13 protein-coding genes are annotated in these 13,396 nt (G+C 71.1%); 3 read left to right on the forward strand and 10 right to left on the reverse strand.

Translation table 11 applies throughout. The annotated features are described in order from the left end of the window. Window positions 1-46: 46 nt before the first annotated feature. The 3 genes from Q8A52_RS18585 to Q8A52_RS18595 all read right to left on the reverse strand — a co-directional run bounded on the left by Q8A52_RS18585 (window position 47) and on the right by Q8A52_RS18595 (window position 2,264). On the reverse strand, window positions 47-475 hold the full coding sequence (locus Q8A52_RS18585; RefSeq protein WP_316753551.1) for a DoxX family protein: 429 nt from the start codon (window positions 473-475) through the stop codon (window positions 47-49). Window positions 476-588: 113 nt separating this feature from the next. Continuing rightward, entirely contained in the window at window positions 589-1,284 is a 696-nt protein-coding gene (locus Q8A52_RS18590; protein WP_316753553.1) for a class I SAM-dependent methyltransferase, read from the reverse strand. 68 nt (window positions 1,285-1,352) lie between these two features. After that, the gene (locus Q8A52_RS18595) at window positions 1,353-2,264 is read right to left on the reverse strand and encodes an acyltransferase domain-containing protein (RefSeq protein WP_316753555.1); all 912 of its coding nucleotides are present in this window, start codon (window positions 2,262-2,264) and stop codon (window positions 1,353-1,355) included. Window positions 2,265-2,330: 66 nt separating this feature from the next. Between Q8A52_RS18595 and Q8A52_RS18600 the strand changes: the two genes are divergently transcribed. After that, window positions 2,331-2,627 carry a DUF6343 family protein gene (locus Q8A52_RS18600; protein ID WP_316753557.1) on the forward strand — a complete coding sequence of 99 codons (297 nt, stop codon included), beginning with the start codon at window positions 2,331-2,333 and terminating at the stop codon, window positions 2,625-2,627. Between the two features lie 55 nt (window positions 2,628-2,682). Here Q8A52_RS18600 and Q8A52_RS18605 read toward each other — a convergent pair whose 3' ends face one another. The 4 genes from Q8A52_RS18605 to rpsA form a co-directional block, all read right to left on the reverse strand. Continuing rightward, complete coding sequence (locus tag Q8A52_RS18605; RefSeq protein ID WP_316753559.1) at window positions 2,683-3,063, reverse strand: tetratricopeptide repeat protein; 381 nt, start codon at window positions 3,061-3,063, stop codon at window positions 2,683-2,685. Between the two features lie 50 nt (window positions 3,064-3,113). Continuing rightward, entirely contained in the window at window positions 3,114-3,713 is a 600-nt protein-coding gene (gene coaE / locus Q8A52_RS18610) for a dephospho-CoA kinase (RefSeq protein ID WP_316753561.1), read from the reverse strand. Window positions 3,714-3,764: 51 nt separating this feature from the next. Next, entirely contained in the window at window positions 3,765-4,703 is a 939-nt protein-coding gene (locus tag Q8A52_RS18615) for a PAC2 family protein (RefSeq protein WP_316753563.1), read from the reverse strand. 261 nt (window positions 4,704-4,964) lie between these two features. Next, entirely contained in the window at window positions 4,965-6,455 is a 1,491-nt protein-coding gene (gene rpsA, locus Q8A52_RS18620) for a 30S ribosomal protein S1 (RefSeq protein WP_067042841.1), read from the reverse strand. 368 nt (window positions 6,456-6,823) lie between these two features. Here rpsA and Q8A52_RS18625 point away from each other — a divergent pair, with 368 nt between their 5' ends. Together Q8A52_RS18625 and hrpB are read left to right on the forward strand one after the other, a co-directional pair. Continuing rightward, the gene (locus tag Q8A52_RS18625) at window positions 6,824-7,633 is read left to right on the forward strand and encodes a class I SAM-dependent methyltransferase (RefSeq protein WP_408649216.1); all 810 of its coding nucleotides are present in this window, start codon (window positions 6,824-6,826) and stop codon (window positions 7,631-7,633) included. 77 nt (window positions 7,634-7,710) lie between these two features. Beyond that, on the forward strand, window positions 7,711-10,245 hold the full coding sequence (hrpB, locus tag Q8A52_RS18630; RefSeq protein ID WP_316753567.1) for an ATP-dependent helicase HrpB: 2,535 nt from the start codon (window positions 7,711-7,713) through the stop codon (window positions 10,243-10,245). Here the strand turns inward: hrpB and Q8A52_RS18635 are convergent. From Q8A52_RS18635 to Q8A52_RS18645, 3 genes are all read right to left on the reverse strand, one after another. Beyond that, window positions 10,235-11,227 (reverse strand): DUF3068 domain-containing protein, encoded by a 993-nt coding sequence (locus Q8A52_RS18635; protein WP_316753569.1) that lies wholly within the window; start codon window positions 11,225-11,227, stop codon window positions 10,235-10,237. The two genes, hrpB and Q8A52_RS18635, sit on opposite strands and share 11 nt — an antisense overlap. 25 nt (window positions 11,228-11,252) lie before the next feature. After that, window positions 11,253-11,387 (reverse strand): SPW_0924 family protein, encoded by a 135-nt coding sequence (locus Q8A52_RS18640; protein ID WP_316753571.1) that lies wholly within the window; start codon window positions 11,385-11,387, stop codon window positions 11,253-11,255. A 144-nt stretch (window positions 11,388-11,531) separates the two neighbouring features. After that, complete coding sequence (locus Q8A52_RS18645; protein ID WP_316753573.1) at window positions 11,532-13,244, reverse strand: lytic transglycosylase domain-containing protein; 1,713 nt, start codon at window positions 13,242-13,244, stop codon at window positions 11,532-11,534. Window positions 13,245-13,396 lie beyond the last annotated feature (152 nt).

Consider the following 13,396-nt stretch of genomic DNA (forward strand, 5'->3'; position numbering starts at 1 on the left):
GCCGGGCCCCCGAGGCCCGCCGGACGTGGCCGCCCGCGTGGACGGATCATGCCCGCCGTCGTACCAGCCGCAGCAGTTCCTCGTTGTGCCCTCGTCGGACCCAGGCGATGAGGGCCAAGGGCACGATCAGGATGAGCGGGGTCGCCGCGTACTGACCGTCGAACACCGTGAGCTGGACGATGAACGCACCCACCATGAGCGCGCTCAGCGCGATGGCCGCCACCGACTGCAGGACCGGGATCAACAGGGCGACCGCGCCAGCCAGTTCGAGCACGCCGATGGTGTACATGCCCGCGCTGCCCCAGCCGATCTTGTCGAAGGACGCGACGGCCGACGGGTGCGCGATGAGCTTGGGCAGTGCGCTGGCGACGGCGTAGAACAGGGCGAGCAGCACCTGCACCGTGCGCAGGGCGATCCGGGCGCGGTGGCCGCGGGTGGTCGGGGCGGAGGTGACGGAAGCGGTGGTCTGGGTCATGGGTGTCTCCTGGGGGAAGCGGTCCCTGTTGCTGTCACAGAGGTAGACCGGCCCCTGCCCGAGAACTCATCGCCGTCCGCGGGAAATTCGGCACCTCCCGGCGCTCCGACGCCCTATGCCGTCCGCACCACCGCCCGCACCCACACCCGGTCCGGGGTCAGATACTCGTCCACCTCCAGCCCCGCCTCCGCCAGCGCCTCCTCGAACTCCTCCTTGGTCAGCGGCCGGGCCCGAAACGTCTGCGTCCAGACCGCGTCCGCGAACACATACTCCGCGCGCACCGAGTTCACCCCGTCCCCGACCGGCTCGGACGACAGCATCCGCACGGTGAAGCCGCTGGGGTCGACCCGCTCCCGCGGCAGGTTGGTGTGGTAGTCCTCGCCCTCCCGCTGGATGAGGACACAGCCTCCCTCCGCCAGGTGCCGGGCGCAGGTACGCAGCATTCCTCGTCGCACCTCGACGTCCCCGGTGTGCACCAGGAACGACGCGAGCATCACCACGTCGAATGCCTCGCGCAGGTCGAGGCTCTCGATGGGGCTGCATATCGTGCGCGCCCCTTGGACGCGCTCCAGCATCTCGGCGGACTCGTCCACCGCCGTGACCGTGAACCCGCGCTCCAGCAGCGGATGGGTCATCCGGCCCACTCCGCTGCCCAGCTCCAGGATGCGCGCACCGGGCGGCACGGCCGCGGCGATGATGTCCGGCTCGTGCCCCACCGGCAGCCGTGAGTAGAGCTCCACCGCGCAGCCGTCCGGTGTGATCGCACCGGGTCCCGTTCCCTCGTACCCCTCACGCATTTCCACCGTCATGCCCGAACAACGGCCCGCCTCCGCAGGCCCGTTCCCTCATGACAGCAGTTCACTCGTTCGAGTATTTCTCATTGCAGCGGGAACCATCCGTGCCCGATGTACCAGTGGCCGCCCGCCCGCAGATGGTCCCCCACGGCCCGCTCCACGGACGTCCGGCGGGGCAGGTCCCGCACCGGCAGGTCCGGATCCCCGAACACGAACTGCACGGGATCGCCGTCGGCCGGCTCCGTGTCCTTGCGGCCCGCCCGGAACCGCTCCTGGAAACGGACGATGTTGGAGTCCTCCGCGAGATACCGCCTCAGCTGCGGATCGAGCAGCCAGGAATGGCAGACCACGACCCGAGATCTCTCCTCGGGGAAGTGCCGGGCGAAGAAGTCCCGGGCCAGCGCCACGGACCGGTCGCACGCGGCCGGTGTCAGCGGACCGTGGAAGTCGGGGATGTGCAGGTTCAGACAGGGCACGCCGGGGGCCATGTCCGGTTCGGCGGCCGAGATCACCTGCGCCGTACGCTCACCGAGCCGCGCACGCTCGAACTGCAGTCGGCCCAGCTGGTACAGCTCACCGCGGAAGTGGTGGGCCAGCCAGCGCGCCTGCCGTGGGTGCAGCCCTCCCCCGCCGGTCCGTCTGCGGTGGATCGCCATATGACGCCCCAGGTCGGCGAGGGTGCGCCGACTGACGTCGGCCGGGATGCCGCGCTCGCGGTGGTACGCGCGCGTGTGGGGAAGCCCGGCGAGAAGGACGTACACCACGAAGTACGGGCCGAGCCCGGCCGGAGCCGCCGCGAGCCGCTCGTCCAGCCCCGGTACCCCGCCCGTCTCCCCCAGGTCCCGGACCAGGTCCTCGACGCACTCCGCAAGGAGCCGCAGGGCGTCCGGGTCGCCGGTCACCGCGCGGCGCTGTGCGACCAGTTCGTTGACGTCCTCGTGGGGGACGCAGAGGTCGAGGAGCAGTTCGGGCAGGTCGTCGGCGGCCGGCAGCACGGTGCGGTTCCCCCTTTGGTGAACGTCCCCTCGAAGAGTACGTTGCAAGGAGGAGTGGTGATCCCGATGCGTACGGGCAGTGAGCCGGCGACCGCGCGCAGTGCTCTGCGGGCGCGGTTGTGGCTGAGCGTGTGGGGGCTGGTCTGGGCGATCTTCGGCACGGTGGCCTTTGTGCTCGTCGGGCGACCCGGCTGGGCTGCCGCCTGCGGGGTGCTGTGGGTGGTGGCCACCGTCGATATGACCATGATCCTCAAGCACATGAGGGAGGGCCCGCACTATCAGCCGGGCCGTGACGTCCCGCCGTACCAACCGGTGGACGACCGTCCGCCGTTCCGTCGGCCTCCGCAGCACCGGCATCCGTGACGGGCGCACGCGTGGCGCCGCGACACCGCCGCCCGCGCCCCGCCGCCGACCGGTGTCAGGAATCGAACCGCGCGGCCTTCAGATACTCCGGGTTAGGGTCCAGCGCGGCAGCCAGCCGGAAGTGGCGCTTGGCCTGGTCCGGGCGCCCCAGCCGCTCATAGGTGCGGGCAAGGGCGAAGTGCGCGAACGCGTTGTCCGGCTCGCGCTCCAGGACGATGGTGAACTCCAGCTCAGCAGGCCGCAGTTGGGCGGCGGCGAAGAAGGCACGTGCACGCAGCAGCCGCGCGGCCGTGTTCTCGGGATGGGCCGCGATGACTCCGTCGAGCAGTTTCACCGCGCCCCGCGGGTCCCGTGCGTTGAGCAGTTGCTCGGCGGCACGGAAGTCGATGACATGCGTCTCCGGCGTACGTCCGGTCGAACCGCTGGTCTCGGGCACGACAAAGTCCTTCCCTTGCTGGAGGCGTTCAACGCCCGGCCGGCGGGCCGCTATTCCCGCGCGCGGCGGACCAGCTCGCTCCACACCTCGTCCACGCGCCGCTCCAAGGCCTCGAGCGGTACGTCGTTGTCGATGACGACGTCCGCGATCTCCAGGCGCTTCTCGCGCGTCGCCTGCGCAGCCATACGCGCACGTGCGTCCTCCTCGGTCATGCCCCGCAGCCGGACGAGCCGGTCGAGCTGGGTCTCGGGGCTCGCGTCGACGACGACCACGAGGTCGTACAGCGGCGCGAGGCCGTTCTCCGCCAGGAGCGGGACGTCGTGGATCACCACCGCGTCGTCCGCCGCCGCGCTCTCCAGCTCGCGGGAGCGGGCGCCCACCAGGGGATGCACGATCGAGTTCAGGACGGCCAGCTTCTCCGGGTCGGCGAAGACGATGGAGCCCAGCCGGGGCCGGTCCAGGCTGCCGTCCACGGCGAGCACCTCCTTGCCGAAGGCCTCGACGACCGCCGCGAGGCCGGCAGTCCCGGGCGCGACGACCTCGCGTGCGATGCGGTCCGCGTCGATCAGTACGGCACCCCGCGCGACGAGCAGCCGCGACACCTCGCTCTTGCCGGCGCCGATCCCGCCGGTGAGGCCAACTTTCAGCATGAGCGGAAGCTTAGGCCCTGCCACCGACAGGGCACCCACCGGCCGCACCGCCTAGTTGTCGCCCTCCCGCTCGGCCAGGAACTTCTCGAATTCCCGGCCGATCTCGTCCGCCGACGGGATGTCCGCCGGCTCGGCGAGCATGTTGCCGCGGCTCTCGGCGCCCGCGGCGGCGTCGTACTGGTGCTCGAGGCCCTGGACGAGGGAGGTGAGCTCCTCGTCGCCCTCCTGGATCTGCCGGTCGATCTCCGTCTGCGTGCGGTGCGCCTCCGTGCGCAGGGAGTGCGCGATGCCGGGCAGGACCAGGCCGGTCGCGGCCGTGATGGCCTCCAGGACGGTCAGCGCCGCGTCAGGGTAGGCGGAGCGGGCGATGTAGTGCGGGACGTGCGCGGCGACGCCCAGGACGTCGTGTCCGGACTCCATGAGGCGGTACTCGACCAGAGCCTCCGCGCTGCCGGGCACCTGCGCCTCGTCGAAGGGGCTGCGGTGGCCCGGGACGAGGTCGACGCGGTTGCCGTGCGGGGTGAGGCCCACGGGGCGGGTGTGCGGGACGCCCATCGGGATGCCGTGGAAGTTCACGGAGAGCCGTACGCCGAGGCGCTCCACGATCTGCCGTACGGCAGCGGCGAAGCGCTCCCACTCCACGTCGGGCTCGGGGCCGGAGAGCACCAGGAAGGGCGCTCCCGTGGTGTCCTGGACGAGCCGTACCTCGATGCTCGGCTCCTCGTACTCGGTCCAGCTGTCTCGCTTGAAGGTGAGCAGCGGGCGGCGGGCCCGGTAGTCCACGAGCCGGTCGTGGTCGAAGCGGGCCACGACCTGGTGGGGCTGAGAGTCGAGGAGCCGCTCGACGATCTGGTCGCCGGTCTCACCCGCGTCGATGTATCCGTCGAAGTGGTAGAGCATGACAAGACCGGCCGACTCCTGGGCGAGCGCCATGTCGACGACGGCAAGCCCCTTCGGCTCCCATGCGTACAAACCCTGCGGATCAAGCACTGTGACCGCTCCTCCTCGTGTCAGTAGTCGACAACGCGGCCCGGAACGTGGGCATTCCCGCCCACGCCCCTGATCAGGCATCCCTCACCGCGATTTCATGCGCCGGTCCACCAAGGCACGAGGCGCCGTGCGGCCATCACGCGCGCGTGGCCGTAACACCTCGACGGGGACGCCGAGTTCTCCGCTCCCGGGCAACACTGAGGGGCCGTACCCCGAAAGGTACGGCCCCTGCAGTCAACGGCTAAGCCTCAGCGGCAGCGATCAGCTCTGGCCGCCGGCCAGCTTCTCGCGCAGCGCGGCAAGCGCCTCGTCCGAGGCCAGCGCACCGGAGGTGTCCGCGCCCTCGGAAGAGTACGAACCGCCGGTCGCGGCCGGAGCGGCGGCCTCGCCACCCTCGGCGGCAGCGGCAGCGTCGGCCTCGCGGGACTTGATGACCTGCTGCTGGTGCTGCTCGAAGCGCTGCTGCGCCTCGGCGTACTGGCGCTCCCACTCCTCGCGCTGCTTCTCGTAGCCCTCGAGCCAGTCGTTGGTCTCGGGGTCGAAGCCCTCGGGGTAGATGTAGTTGCCCTGGTCGTCGTAGGACGCGGCCATGCCGTACAGGGTCGGGTCGAACTCGACCGAGGCCGGGTCGGCACCGAAGGACTCGTTGGCCTGCTTCAGCGAGAGGCTGATGCGACGACGCTCGAGGTCGATGTCGATGACCTTGACGAAGATCTCGTCGTTGACCTGGACGACCTGCTCCGGGATCTCCACGTGGCGCTCGGCCAGCTCGGAGATGTGGACCAGACCCTCGATGCCCTCGTCGACGCGGACGAACGCACCGAACGGAACCAGCTTCGTGACCTTACCGGGCACGACCTGGCCGATCTGGTGGGTGCGGGCGAACTGCTGCCACGGGTCTTCCTGGGTCGCCTTCAGCGACAGGGAGACGCGCTCGCGGTCCATGTCGACGTCGAGAACCTCGACGGTGACCTCCTGGCCGACCTCGACGACCTCGGACGGGTGGTCGATGTGCTTCCAGGACAGCTCGGAGACGTGGACCAGACCGTCGACGCCACCCAGGTCCACGAAGGCACCGAAGTTGACGATCGAGGAGACCACACCGGAGCGGACCTGACCCTTCTGGAGGGTCGTGAGGAACGTCTGGCGGACCTCGGACTGGGTCTGCTCCAGCCAGGCGCGGCGGGACAGGACCACGTTGTTGCGGTTCTTGTCCAGCTCGATGATCTTGGCCTCGAGCTCCTTGCCGACGTACGGCTGGAGGTCGCGGACGCGGCGCATCTCGACCAGGGAGGCCGGGAGGAAGCCACGGAGGCCGATGTCGAGGATGAGACCACCCTTGACGACCTCGATGACGGTACCGGTGACGATGCCGTCCTCTTCCTTGATCTTCTCGATGGTGCCCCAGGCGCGCTCGTACTGGGCACGCTTCTTCGAGAGGATCAGGCGGCCTTCCTTGTCCTCCTTCTGGAGGACGAGGGCCTCGATCTCGTCGCCGACGGCAACGACCTCGTTCGGGTCGACGTCGTGCTTGATCGAGAGTTCGCGGCTCGGGATGACACCTTCGGTCTTGTAACCGATGTCGAGCAGGACCTCGTCCCGGTCGACCTTCACGATGACGCCGTCGACGATGTCGCCGTCGTTGAAGTACTTGATCGTCTCGTCGATCGCTGCGAGGAATGCTTCCTCGTTACCGATGTCGTTGACCGCTACCTGCGGGGTGGTGGCGGTGGTCTCGGTGCTGCTCGTCATGTGGGAAAGGGCTCCGGTACGGACATTGAGTCGTAGGTACTGCTACGCCGGGAGCCCGTATCGCTCTGAAGAAGCCGGACAGCCAAGGAAGCGCCCCACCAGAGAACTGGTGATGGCGCCTCGACAACCGAGGGGACATACAACAGATGCGAGCGCAGCCTGCTACGTCTGAGGTGCGCAGGCCCGCAGCGCAACTTGTAGCATACGGGGGCAGCCGGACAGGGTCAATGCGCGAAGGCGCACACCCGGGGCGGATCGCCGCATAACCGGCACAAGAAACGTCCCACCAGGCCACGCAGGCCTGAGGGAACCTCCTCCGTGACACGGCCCTGAGGGTTGCACGGAAGAGTACGACGAGGGAGCCGATCATCCAAGAGCCCGAAGCGTTCGAACCCGAAGCCACCCGGCGCCAGGCCGATGCCACGGAGAGCTCCAGGGCCAATCGGGGCTGGTGGGACCGGAACGCGGACGAGTACCAGGTCGAACACGGCACATTCCTCGGCGACGACCGTTTCATATGGGGCCCCGAGGGCCTCGACGAGCTGGAGGCCGAGCTGCTCGGCGCGCCCGAGGAGCTGAAGGGCAAGGACGTCCTGGAGATCGGCGCGGGCGCGGCGCAGTGCTCGCGCTGGCTGGCCGCCCAGGGGGCCCGGCCGGTGGCCCTGGACCTCTCCCACCGCCAGCTCCAGCACGCGCTGCGCATCGGCGGATCGTTTCCTCTGGTGTGCGCCGACGCCGGTGCGCTCCCCTTCGCCGACGCCTCCTTCGACCTGGCGTGTTCGGCCTACGGGGCCCTGCCGTTCGTGGCGGACCCGCGGCTGGTGCTGCGCGAGGTGCACCGGACACTCCGCCCGGGTGGCCGCTTCGTCTTCTCGGTGACGCATCCCGTCCGCTGGGCCTTCCCCGACGAGCCGGGGCCCGAGGGGCTGTCGGTGGCGGCCTCCTATTTCGACCGCACGCCGTACGTCGAACAGGACGAGGAGGGCCGGGCGGTCTACGTCGAGCACCACAGGACGATCGGCGACCGCGTCCGGGACATCGTGGCCTCGGGCTTCCGTCTGGTGGACCTGGTGGAGCCGGAGTGGCCGGCCTGGAACACCGCGGAGTGGGGCGGCTGGTCTCCGCTGCGGGGCGCTCTCATCCCCGGGACGGCGATCTTCGTGTGCGAGCGCGACTGACGTGTGCGAGCGGGACTGAGATTCCGCCGGGCACGCGCGCGTGAGGGCGGATGCGGGGGCCGTACGACACTAGGGGCGTGATCCGTTACGACGCCCTGGACGCTCTGCCCGTACGTGGTGCCCTGCCTGCCCTGGAAGACGCCCTGGAGGGACACGGCACCGCCGTCCTGGTCGCGCCGCCCGGCACCGGCAAGACGACGCTGGTGCCGCTGGCGCTGGCGGGGCTGCTGGGCGCGGGGCCGGCACGGCGGGTGGTCGTGGCCGAGCCGCGGCGGATCGCGGCGCGGGCGGCGGCGCGGCGGATGGCGTGGCTGCTGGGCGAGGAGGTCGGGGAGAGCGTCGGCTACACCGTGCGCGGGGAGCGGCTCGTGGGACGCCGCGCGCGCGTGGAAGTCGTCACGACCGGTGTGCTGCTCCAGCGCCTCCAGCGGGACCAGGAGCTGACCGGTGTCGACGTGGTCGTGCTCGACGAGTGCCACGAGCGGCATCTGGACGCGGACACGGTGGCGGCGTTCCTGTGGGACGTGCGGGAGGCTCTGCGGCCGGAGCTGCGGCTGGTGGCCGCGTCGGCGACCACCGACGCGGAGGGCTGGGCGCGGCTGCTGGGCGGGGCCCCGGTGGTCGAGGCCGAGGGCGTGTCGTACCCCGTGGACGTGGTGTGGGCGCCGCCGCTGCGCCCGGTGCGGCCGCCGCACGGGATGCGCGTCGACCCCGCGCTGCCGGCCCACGTGGCGTCGGTGGTGCGGCGGGCGCTGGCCGAGCGGCCGGGGGACGTGCTGTGTTTTCTGCCCGGCGTGGGCGAGATCGCACGGGTGGCCGGGCAGCTGGGGGACCTGGGCGACGTCGACGTGCTCCAGGTGCACGGGCGGGCACCGGCGGCGGTGCAGGACGCCGTGCTGGCGCCGGGTGACCGGCGCCGGGTGGTGCTGGCCACGTCGGTGGCGGAGTCCTCGTTGACGGTGCCCGGGGTGCGGGTGGTGGTGGACTCCGGGCTGGCGCGGGAACCGCGTGTCGATCACGCGCGCGGGCTGAGCGCGCTGACGACGGTACGGGCCTCGCAGGCGGCGGGGCGGCAGCGCGCGGGACGGGCCGGGCGTGAGGCGCCGGGCGCGGTGTACCGGTGCTGGGCGGAGGCCGAGGATGTCCGTCTGCCGCGTTATCCGTCGCCGGAGATCAAGGTGGCCGACCTGACGGCGTTCGCCCTTCAGGTGTCCTGCTGGGGAGATCCGGACGCCTCCGGGCTGGCGCTGCTGGACCCGCCGCCGGGCGGGGCGATGGCGGCGGCGCGGGATGTTCTGGCGGCCGTGGGAGCGGTGGACTCCGCCGGCCGGGCCACGGAGCGGGGTGTGCGGCTGGCACGGCTGGGCTTGCATCCCCGGCTGGGTCGGGCGCTGCTCGACGCGAGTGCCTCCGGCGGGACGGAACGGAGTGCGGAGGTTGTCGCGCTGCTCGGCGAGGAGGCGCCGCGGGAGTACGGGGACGACCTGGCCTCGGCCTTGCGGATGGTCCGGCGTGGCGGTGACGCCTATGCCGGACGGTGGCGTGCGGAGGTTCGGCGACTGCGGGCCGCCGCCTCGGAAGCCTCCCATCCGCCCACCCCTGACCGTCCGTTGCAAGTCGGGGTCGGACAAGGTGCCGGAGACGATCAGGTCGCCGGGCTCGTTGCCGCCCTGGCCTTTCCGGAGCGGGTCGCCAAGCTGGACGGAGGGGCGTACCTCATGGCCTCCGGCACCCGCGCCGAGCTCGGTGAAGGCACCGGGCTGGGCGGCGCCCCCTGGATCGCCGTCGCCGTCGCCGACCGGCCCGTCGGCAGGGGGCACGCGCGTGTGAAGCTCGGGGCTGTCGTCGACGAGGCCGTGGCCCGGATGGCCGCCGGTGCGCTGCTGGAGCAGCGGGACGAGGTCCACTGGGCCGACGGGGACGTCGTCGCGCGGCGGGTGGAACGTCTCGGGGCCATCGAGCTGGCGGTGCGGCCGCTGAAGGAGGCCGGCCCCGCCCTCGTACGCGACGCGCTTCTGGAAGGGCTGCGGCAGGAGGGGTTCGGGCTGCTGCGGTGGTCGGCGGAGGCGGAGGTGCTGCGGCAGCGACTGGCCTTTCTGCGACTGCATCTGGGTGAGCCCTGGCCGGACGTGTCGGACGGTGCCCTCCACGCGCGCGTGGACGAATGGCTGGAACCCGAGCTGGGACGGGCCCGGCGGCGGGCCGACCTCGCGCGGATCGATGCCGGGGAGGCACTCGGACGGCTGCTGCCGTGGGCCGGCGGGGACGCCGCCCGGCTCGACGAACTCGCCCCCGAGCGGATCGCCGTACCCAGTGGGTCCAGAATCCGGATCGACTACGCGAACCCCGAGCAGCCCGTCCTCGCCGTGAAGCTGCAGGAGATGTTCGGGCTGCACGAGTCGCCGCGAGTGGCAGGAGTGGCCCTGCTCGTGCATCTCCTCTCCCCCGCCGGGCGCCCCGCCGCCGTCACCGCCGACCTCGCCTCCTTCTGGAGGGACGGCTACAAGGGCGTACGGGCCGAGCTGCGCGGCCGGTACCCGAAGCATCCATGGCCCGAGGACCCGGCCACCGCCGAGCCCACCCGGCACACCAACGCCCGGCTCAGGCGCTGACCGGCTCCGGTTCCGTGGCCGGTGCCGGGTCCGGGTCCGCCGGCCGACGGGCGCGCGCCTCCAGGTACAGGGAGAGCGACAGCAGCACGAGGCCGAGGCCCAGGAAGCCCCAGGGCAGGTAGGACGTGAGCAGCAGGACGACGGTTCGGTTGTGCTTGACGAGGTCCACGGTGTGCTCGATGTAGTCCTCGCGCATCTTCACGTGACCCGCGAAGGCCGTCACCCGGTCGCGGCCGCCGAGCAGGGTCCCGCCGCGCAGTTCCTCCTTGTGGATCTCCTCGCCGTAGACGGGGGCGCCGGTCACGGGTTCGACCCAGAACTTGCGGACCGTGGTGTACCAGCGGGTCGTCCCCGTCCTGGCGACCGACTGGGGGGTGATGCCCTGCACGGGCATGGTCTTCGGGAAGGGCACTTTGGTCCAGGGAATGGTCTGCTCGAAGTAGTAGACCTGCACGCCGCGGAAGGTCTGGGTGCCCCTGTAGTGGATGGGGTTGGTGGTGCGGGTCTGCGCGTCGAAGTACTCGTAGTCCCGTTTCTCGGTGAGGAAGGGCCACTTGAACTCGATGCCCTCCCGTTTGACCGGGTCGCCGTCGACCGTCTCGCCGGTGGCGTGGACGGGTTCCTGGGAGTGGGCGTCGAAGATGTAGCGCTCGGGAATCGTGGAGACCATCTTGCCGTCGGGGCCCTGGACATAGGACAGGCCGTCCCAGACGACCACGTCCTTCCCCGCCGTCTTCTCGATCCGGTCGGAGGCCTCCACGTTGCCCTTGAGGGTCTGCACGATGGTGACCGAGGGGACCTTCTTCGCCCTCATCGTGCCGTAGTCGAGGAGCGTGGCGTCCTTCGCCTCCAGGACCATGTCCTGGTACTGGTTCGCGGGGATCTTGGCCAGGCGCGGGAAGGCGTACCAGCGCAGCAGCGGGGACAGCGCCGTGAAGAACACGGCGAGGGCGAGCAGGATCAGGCTGGTCGTGCGGCGCATCTCGGCCTCCCTCCCGGACGGGCGGTTACGGGTGTGCGGGCACCGTCGTGAGCAGCGGCTTCGGGGATGTCCTTCCCGTGGGCGCCCCCATGGCGGTGATCGCGAGAACCAGGGCGAGCGCGAGGGCGAGACCGGTCGCGGCGGCGATCAGGGCGCGCATGCGGGGCCTCCCGGCGGACGGTTCCTGATAGGTCGTCAGGTCCGGCACCGTAGCAACGGGCGAGCGAGATGAGAACACGTTGCACACACAGACGAGGGCGCCCCTCCGCCGAAGCGGAGGGGCGCCCTGTGGAGCCGGCCCGGTCTACGCGGAGGGGCCGGCCGAAGGACTGGCGGACGGGCTCGCGGAGGTGCTGGGCGACGGGCTGGGCGACGGGTCGGCCGCGGCGACGTTCAGTTCGACGGTCAGCGTGGCGCCACCGGTGGTGGTGATGCGGAGCAGGAAGGTCCCGGTGGTGTCGTCCGCGTACAGCTTCGGCAGCTTGATCAGGCCGCTCGCGTCCGTCTTGAGGTCCGTCAGGGTGCGTACGGCCTTGCCGTCGGCGTCCTTGAAGTACGGGCCCTTGTCGTTCTCGGTCGCGTCGTCGGCCGACTTGATGAGCGTCGCGGTGGCCGCGACCTTGTCCGCGACGGCACCGTTGTACGTGGCCTTCACCTCGACCTGGTCGGCGAACTCGCCGCCCGGGGTGCAGGTCAGCGCGGTGTCGCTGGTACGGGCAAGGGCGTCGGCGGCATGCGGGGTGACCGTCGCCTTGTAGTCGGGGGCGCTGACCGAGCGGCCGACGATGGTGGCCCGGACGGTGAAGTCACCGGTCTTCTCACCCGCCTGGAGCTGGGGCGCGACGGCCACGCCCTTGCTGTCGGTGGAGACCGCGGCGACGCTCTCGCCACCGGTGAAGGTGGTGTCCGTGTCCCCGACGATGGTGAACCGGATCCTGACCTTGCCGACGGCCTGGCCGGCCTTGGTCTCGGCACGCGTGCTGATCTTCTTGGTGAACGCGTGCCCGGCCATCGCGGTGAGCTTGGCGGTACCCGCGTCCTCCAGGTGGTCCACCGTGTCGGTGGCGGTCCGCGGCGGCTTGGACGGGGCCGGGCTCGGGGGCGTGTCGTCGCGCGGCTTGCCGGGGCTCGGCCTCGTCTCCTTGCCCGGCTTCGTGTTCTTCCGGCTGTGGTCGTCGCTGCGCCCCGAGGGCAGGGTGCCGGTGCCGTCGGGGACGGAGTGGGTGCCCTTGCGGTAGTACTCGAACCACGACAGGACCGTGTTGAGGTAGTCCTGCGAGTTGTTGTAGCTGAGGATCGCGCGGTTGATGTCCGCCTGGGCGGACAGGTCCCAGCCGTTGCGGCACAGGTAGTGGCCGGCCGCGAGCGCCGCGTCGTAGACGTTGTTGGGGTCCTTGACGCCGTCGCCGTTGCCGTCGCGCCCCGCCCAGGCCCAGGTCGACGGGATGAACTGCATGGGGCCGACGGCCTGGTCGTACTCGCCGTTGCCGTCGTACCGGCCGTGGTCGGTGTCCTTGATGAGCGCGAAGCCGTTGCCGTCGAGCTGCGGGCCGAGGATCGGGCTGAGGGTGGTGCCGTTCGCGTCGACACGGCCGCCGCGGGCCTGGCCCGACTCGACCTTGCCGATGGCGGCGAGGAGCTGCCAGGGCAGGTTGCACCCCGGCTTCGAGCTCCGCAGCTCCGCCGCGGCCTTCTTGTAGGCGTCGAGGACGGTCGCGGGGATGCCCGACTCGGCCTCGCCCTGGGCGACGGGGGTCCCTATGGTCGACGACGGGCTGAGGTTCGGGCTGTTGAGCGGCGGAAGGTCCGTGTAGTACGGCGAGTTGCCGGTGGCGTTGGCGTTGCCGTCGGCCTCCGCCTCGGGCGCCGGGGTGGAGGCGCCGGCGGCGGACTGTCTGCCGTGGTCGTCGGCCGTGACACCCGGAGCCTGGGAGCCGGAGAGAGCCGCGACCGCTGCCGCGGCCACGGCGGTCGTCGCCGCCCCCTTGTACAGCCGCCTGCCGAAATGCGCCGTCATGGAGTGAACCCCTCCCGTGGACGCCCGAGCGCCCGTCTCTGTCTGTCTGCTCGCCCTGTTGTGACGGTTGACCCGGTGCTGTGGTTGCCCCGTTGCGCCATTCGATGCGTGCGGTGGCGCTTTCGCGCCTGCTCCCCTGGTACCGCAACCCA

The sequence above is a fragment of the Streptomyces herbicida genome, assembly GCF_032656585.1.
GTDB classification, from domain to species: domain Bacteria; phylum Actinomycetota; class Actinomycetes; order Streptomycetales; family Streptomycetaceae; genus Streptomyces; species Streptomyces herbicida.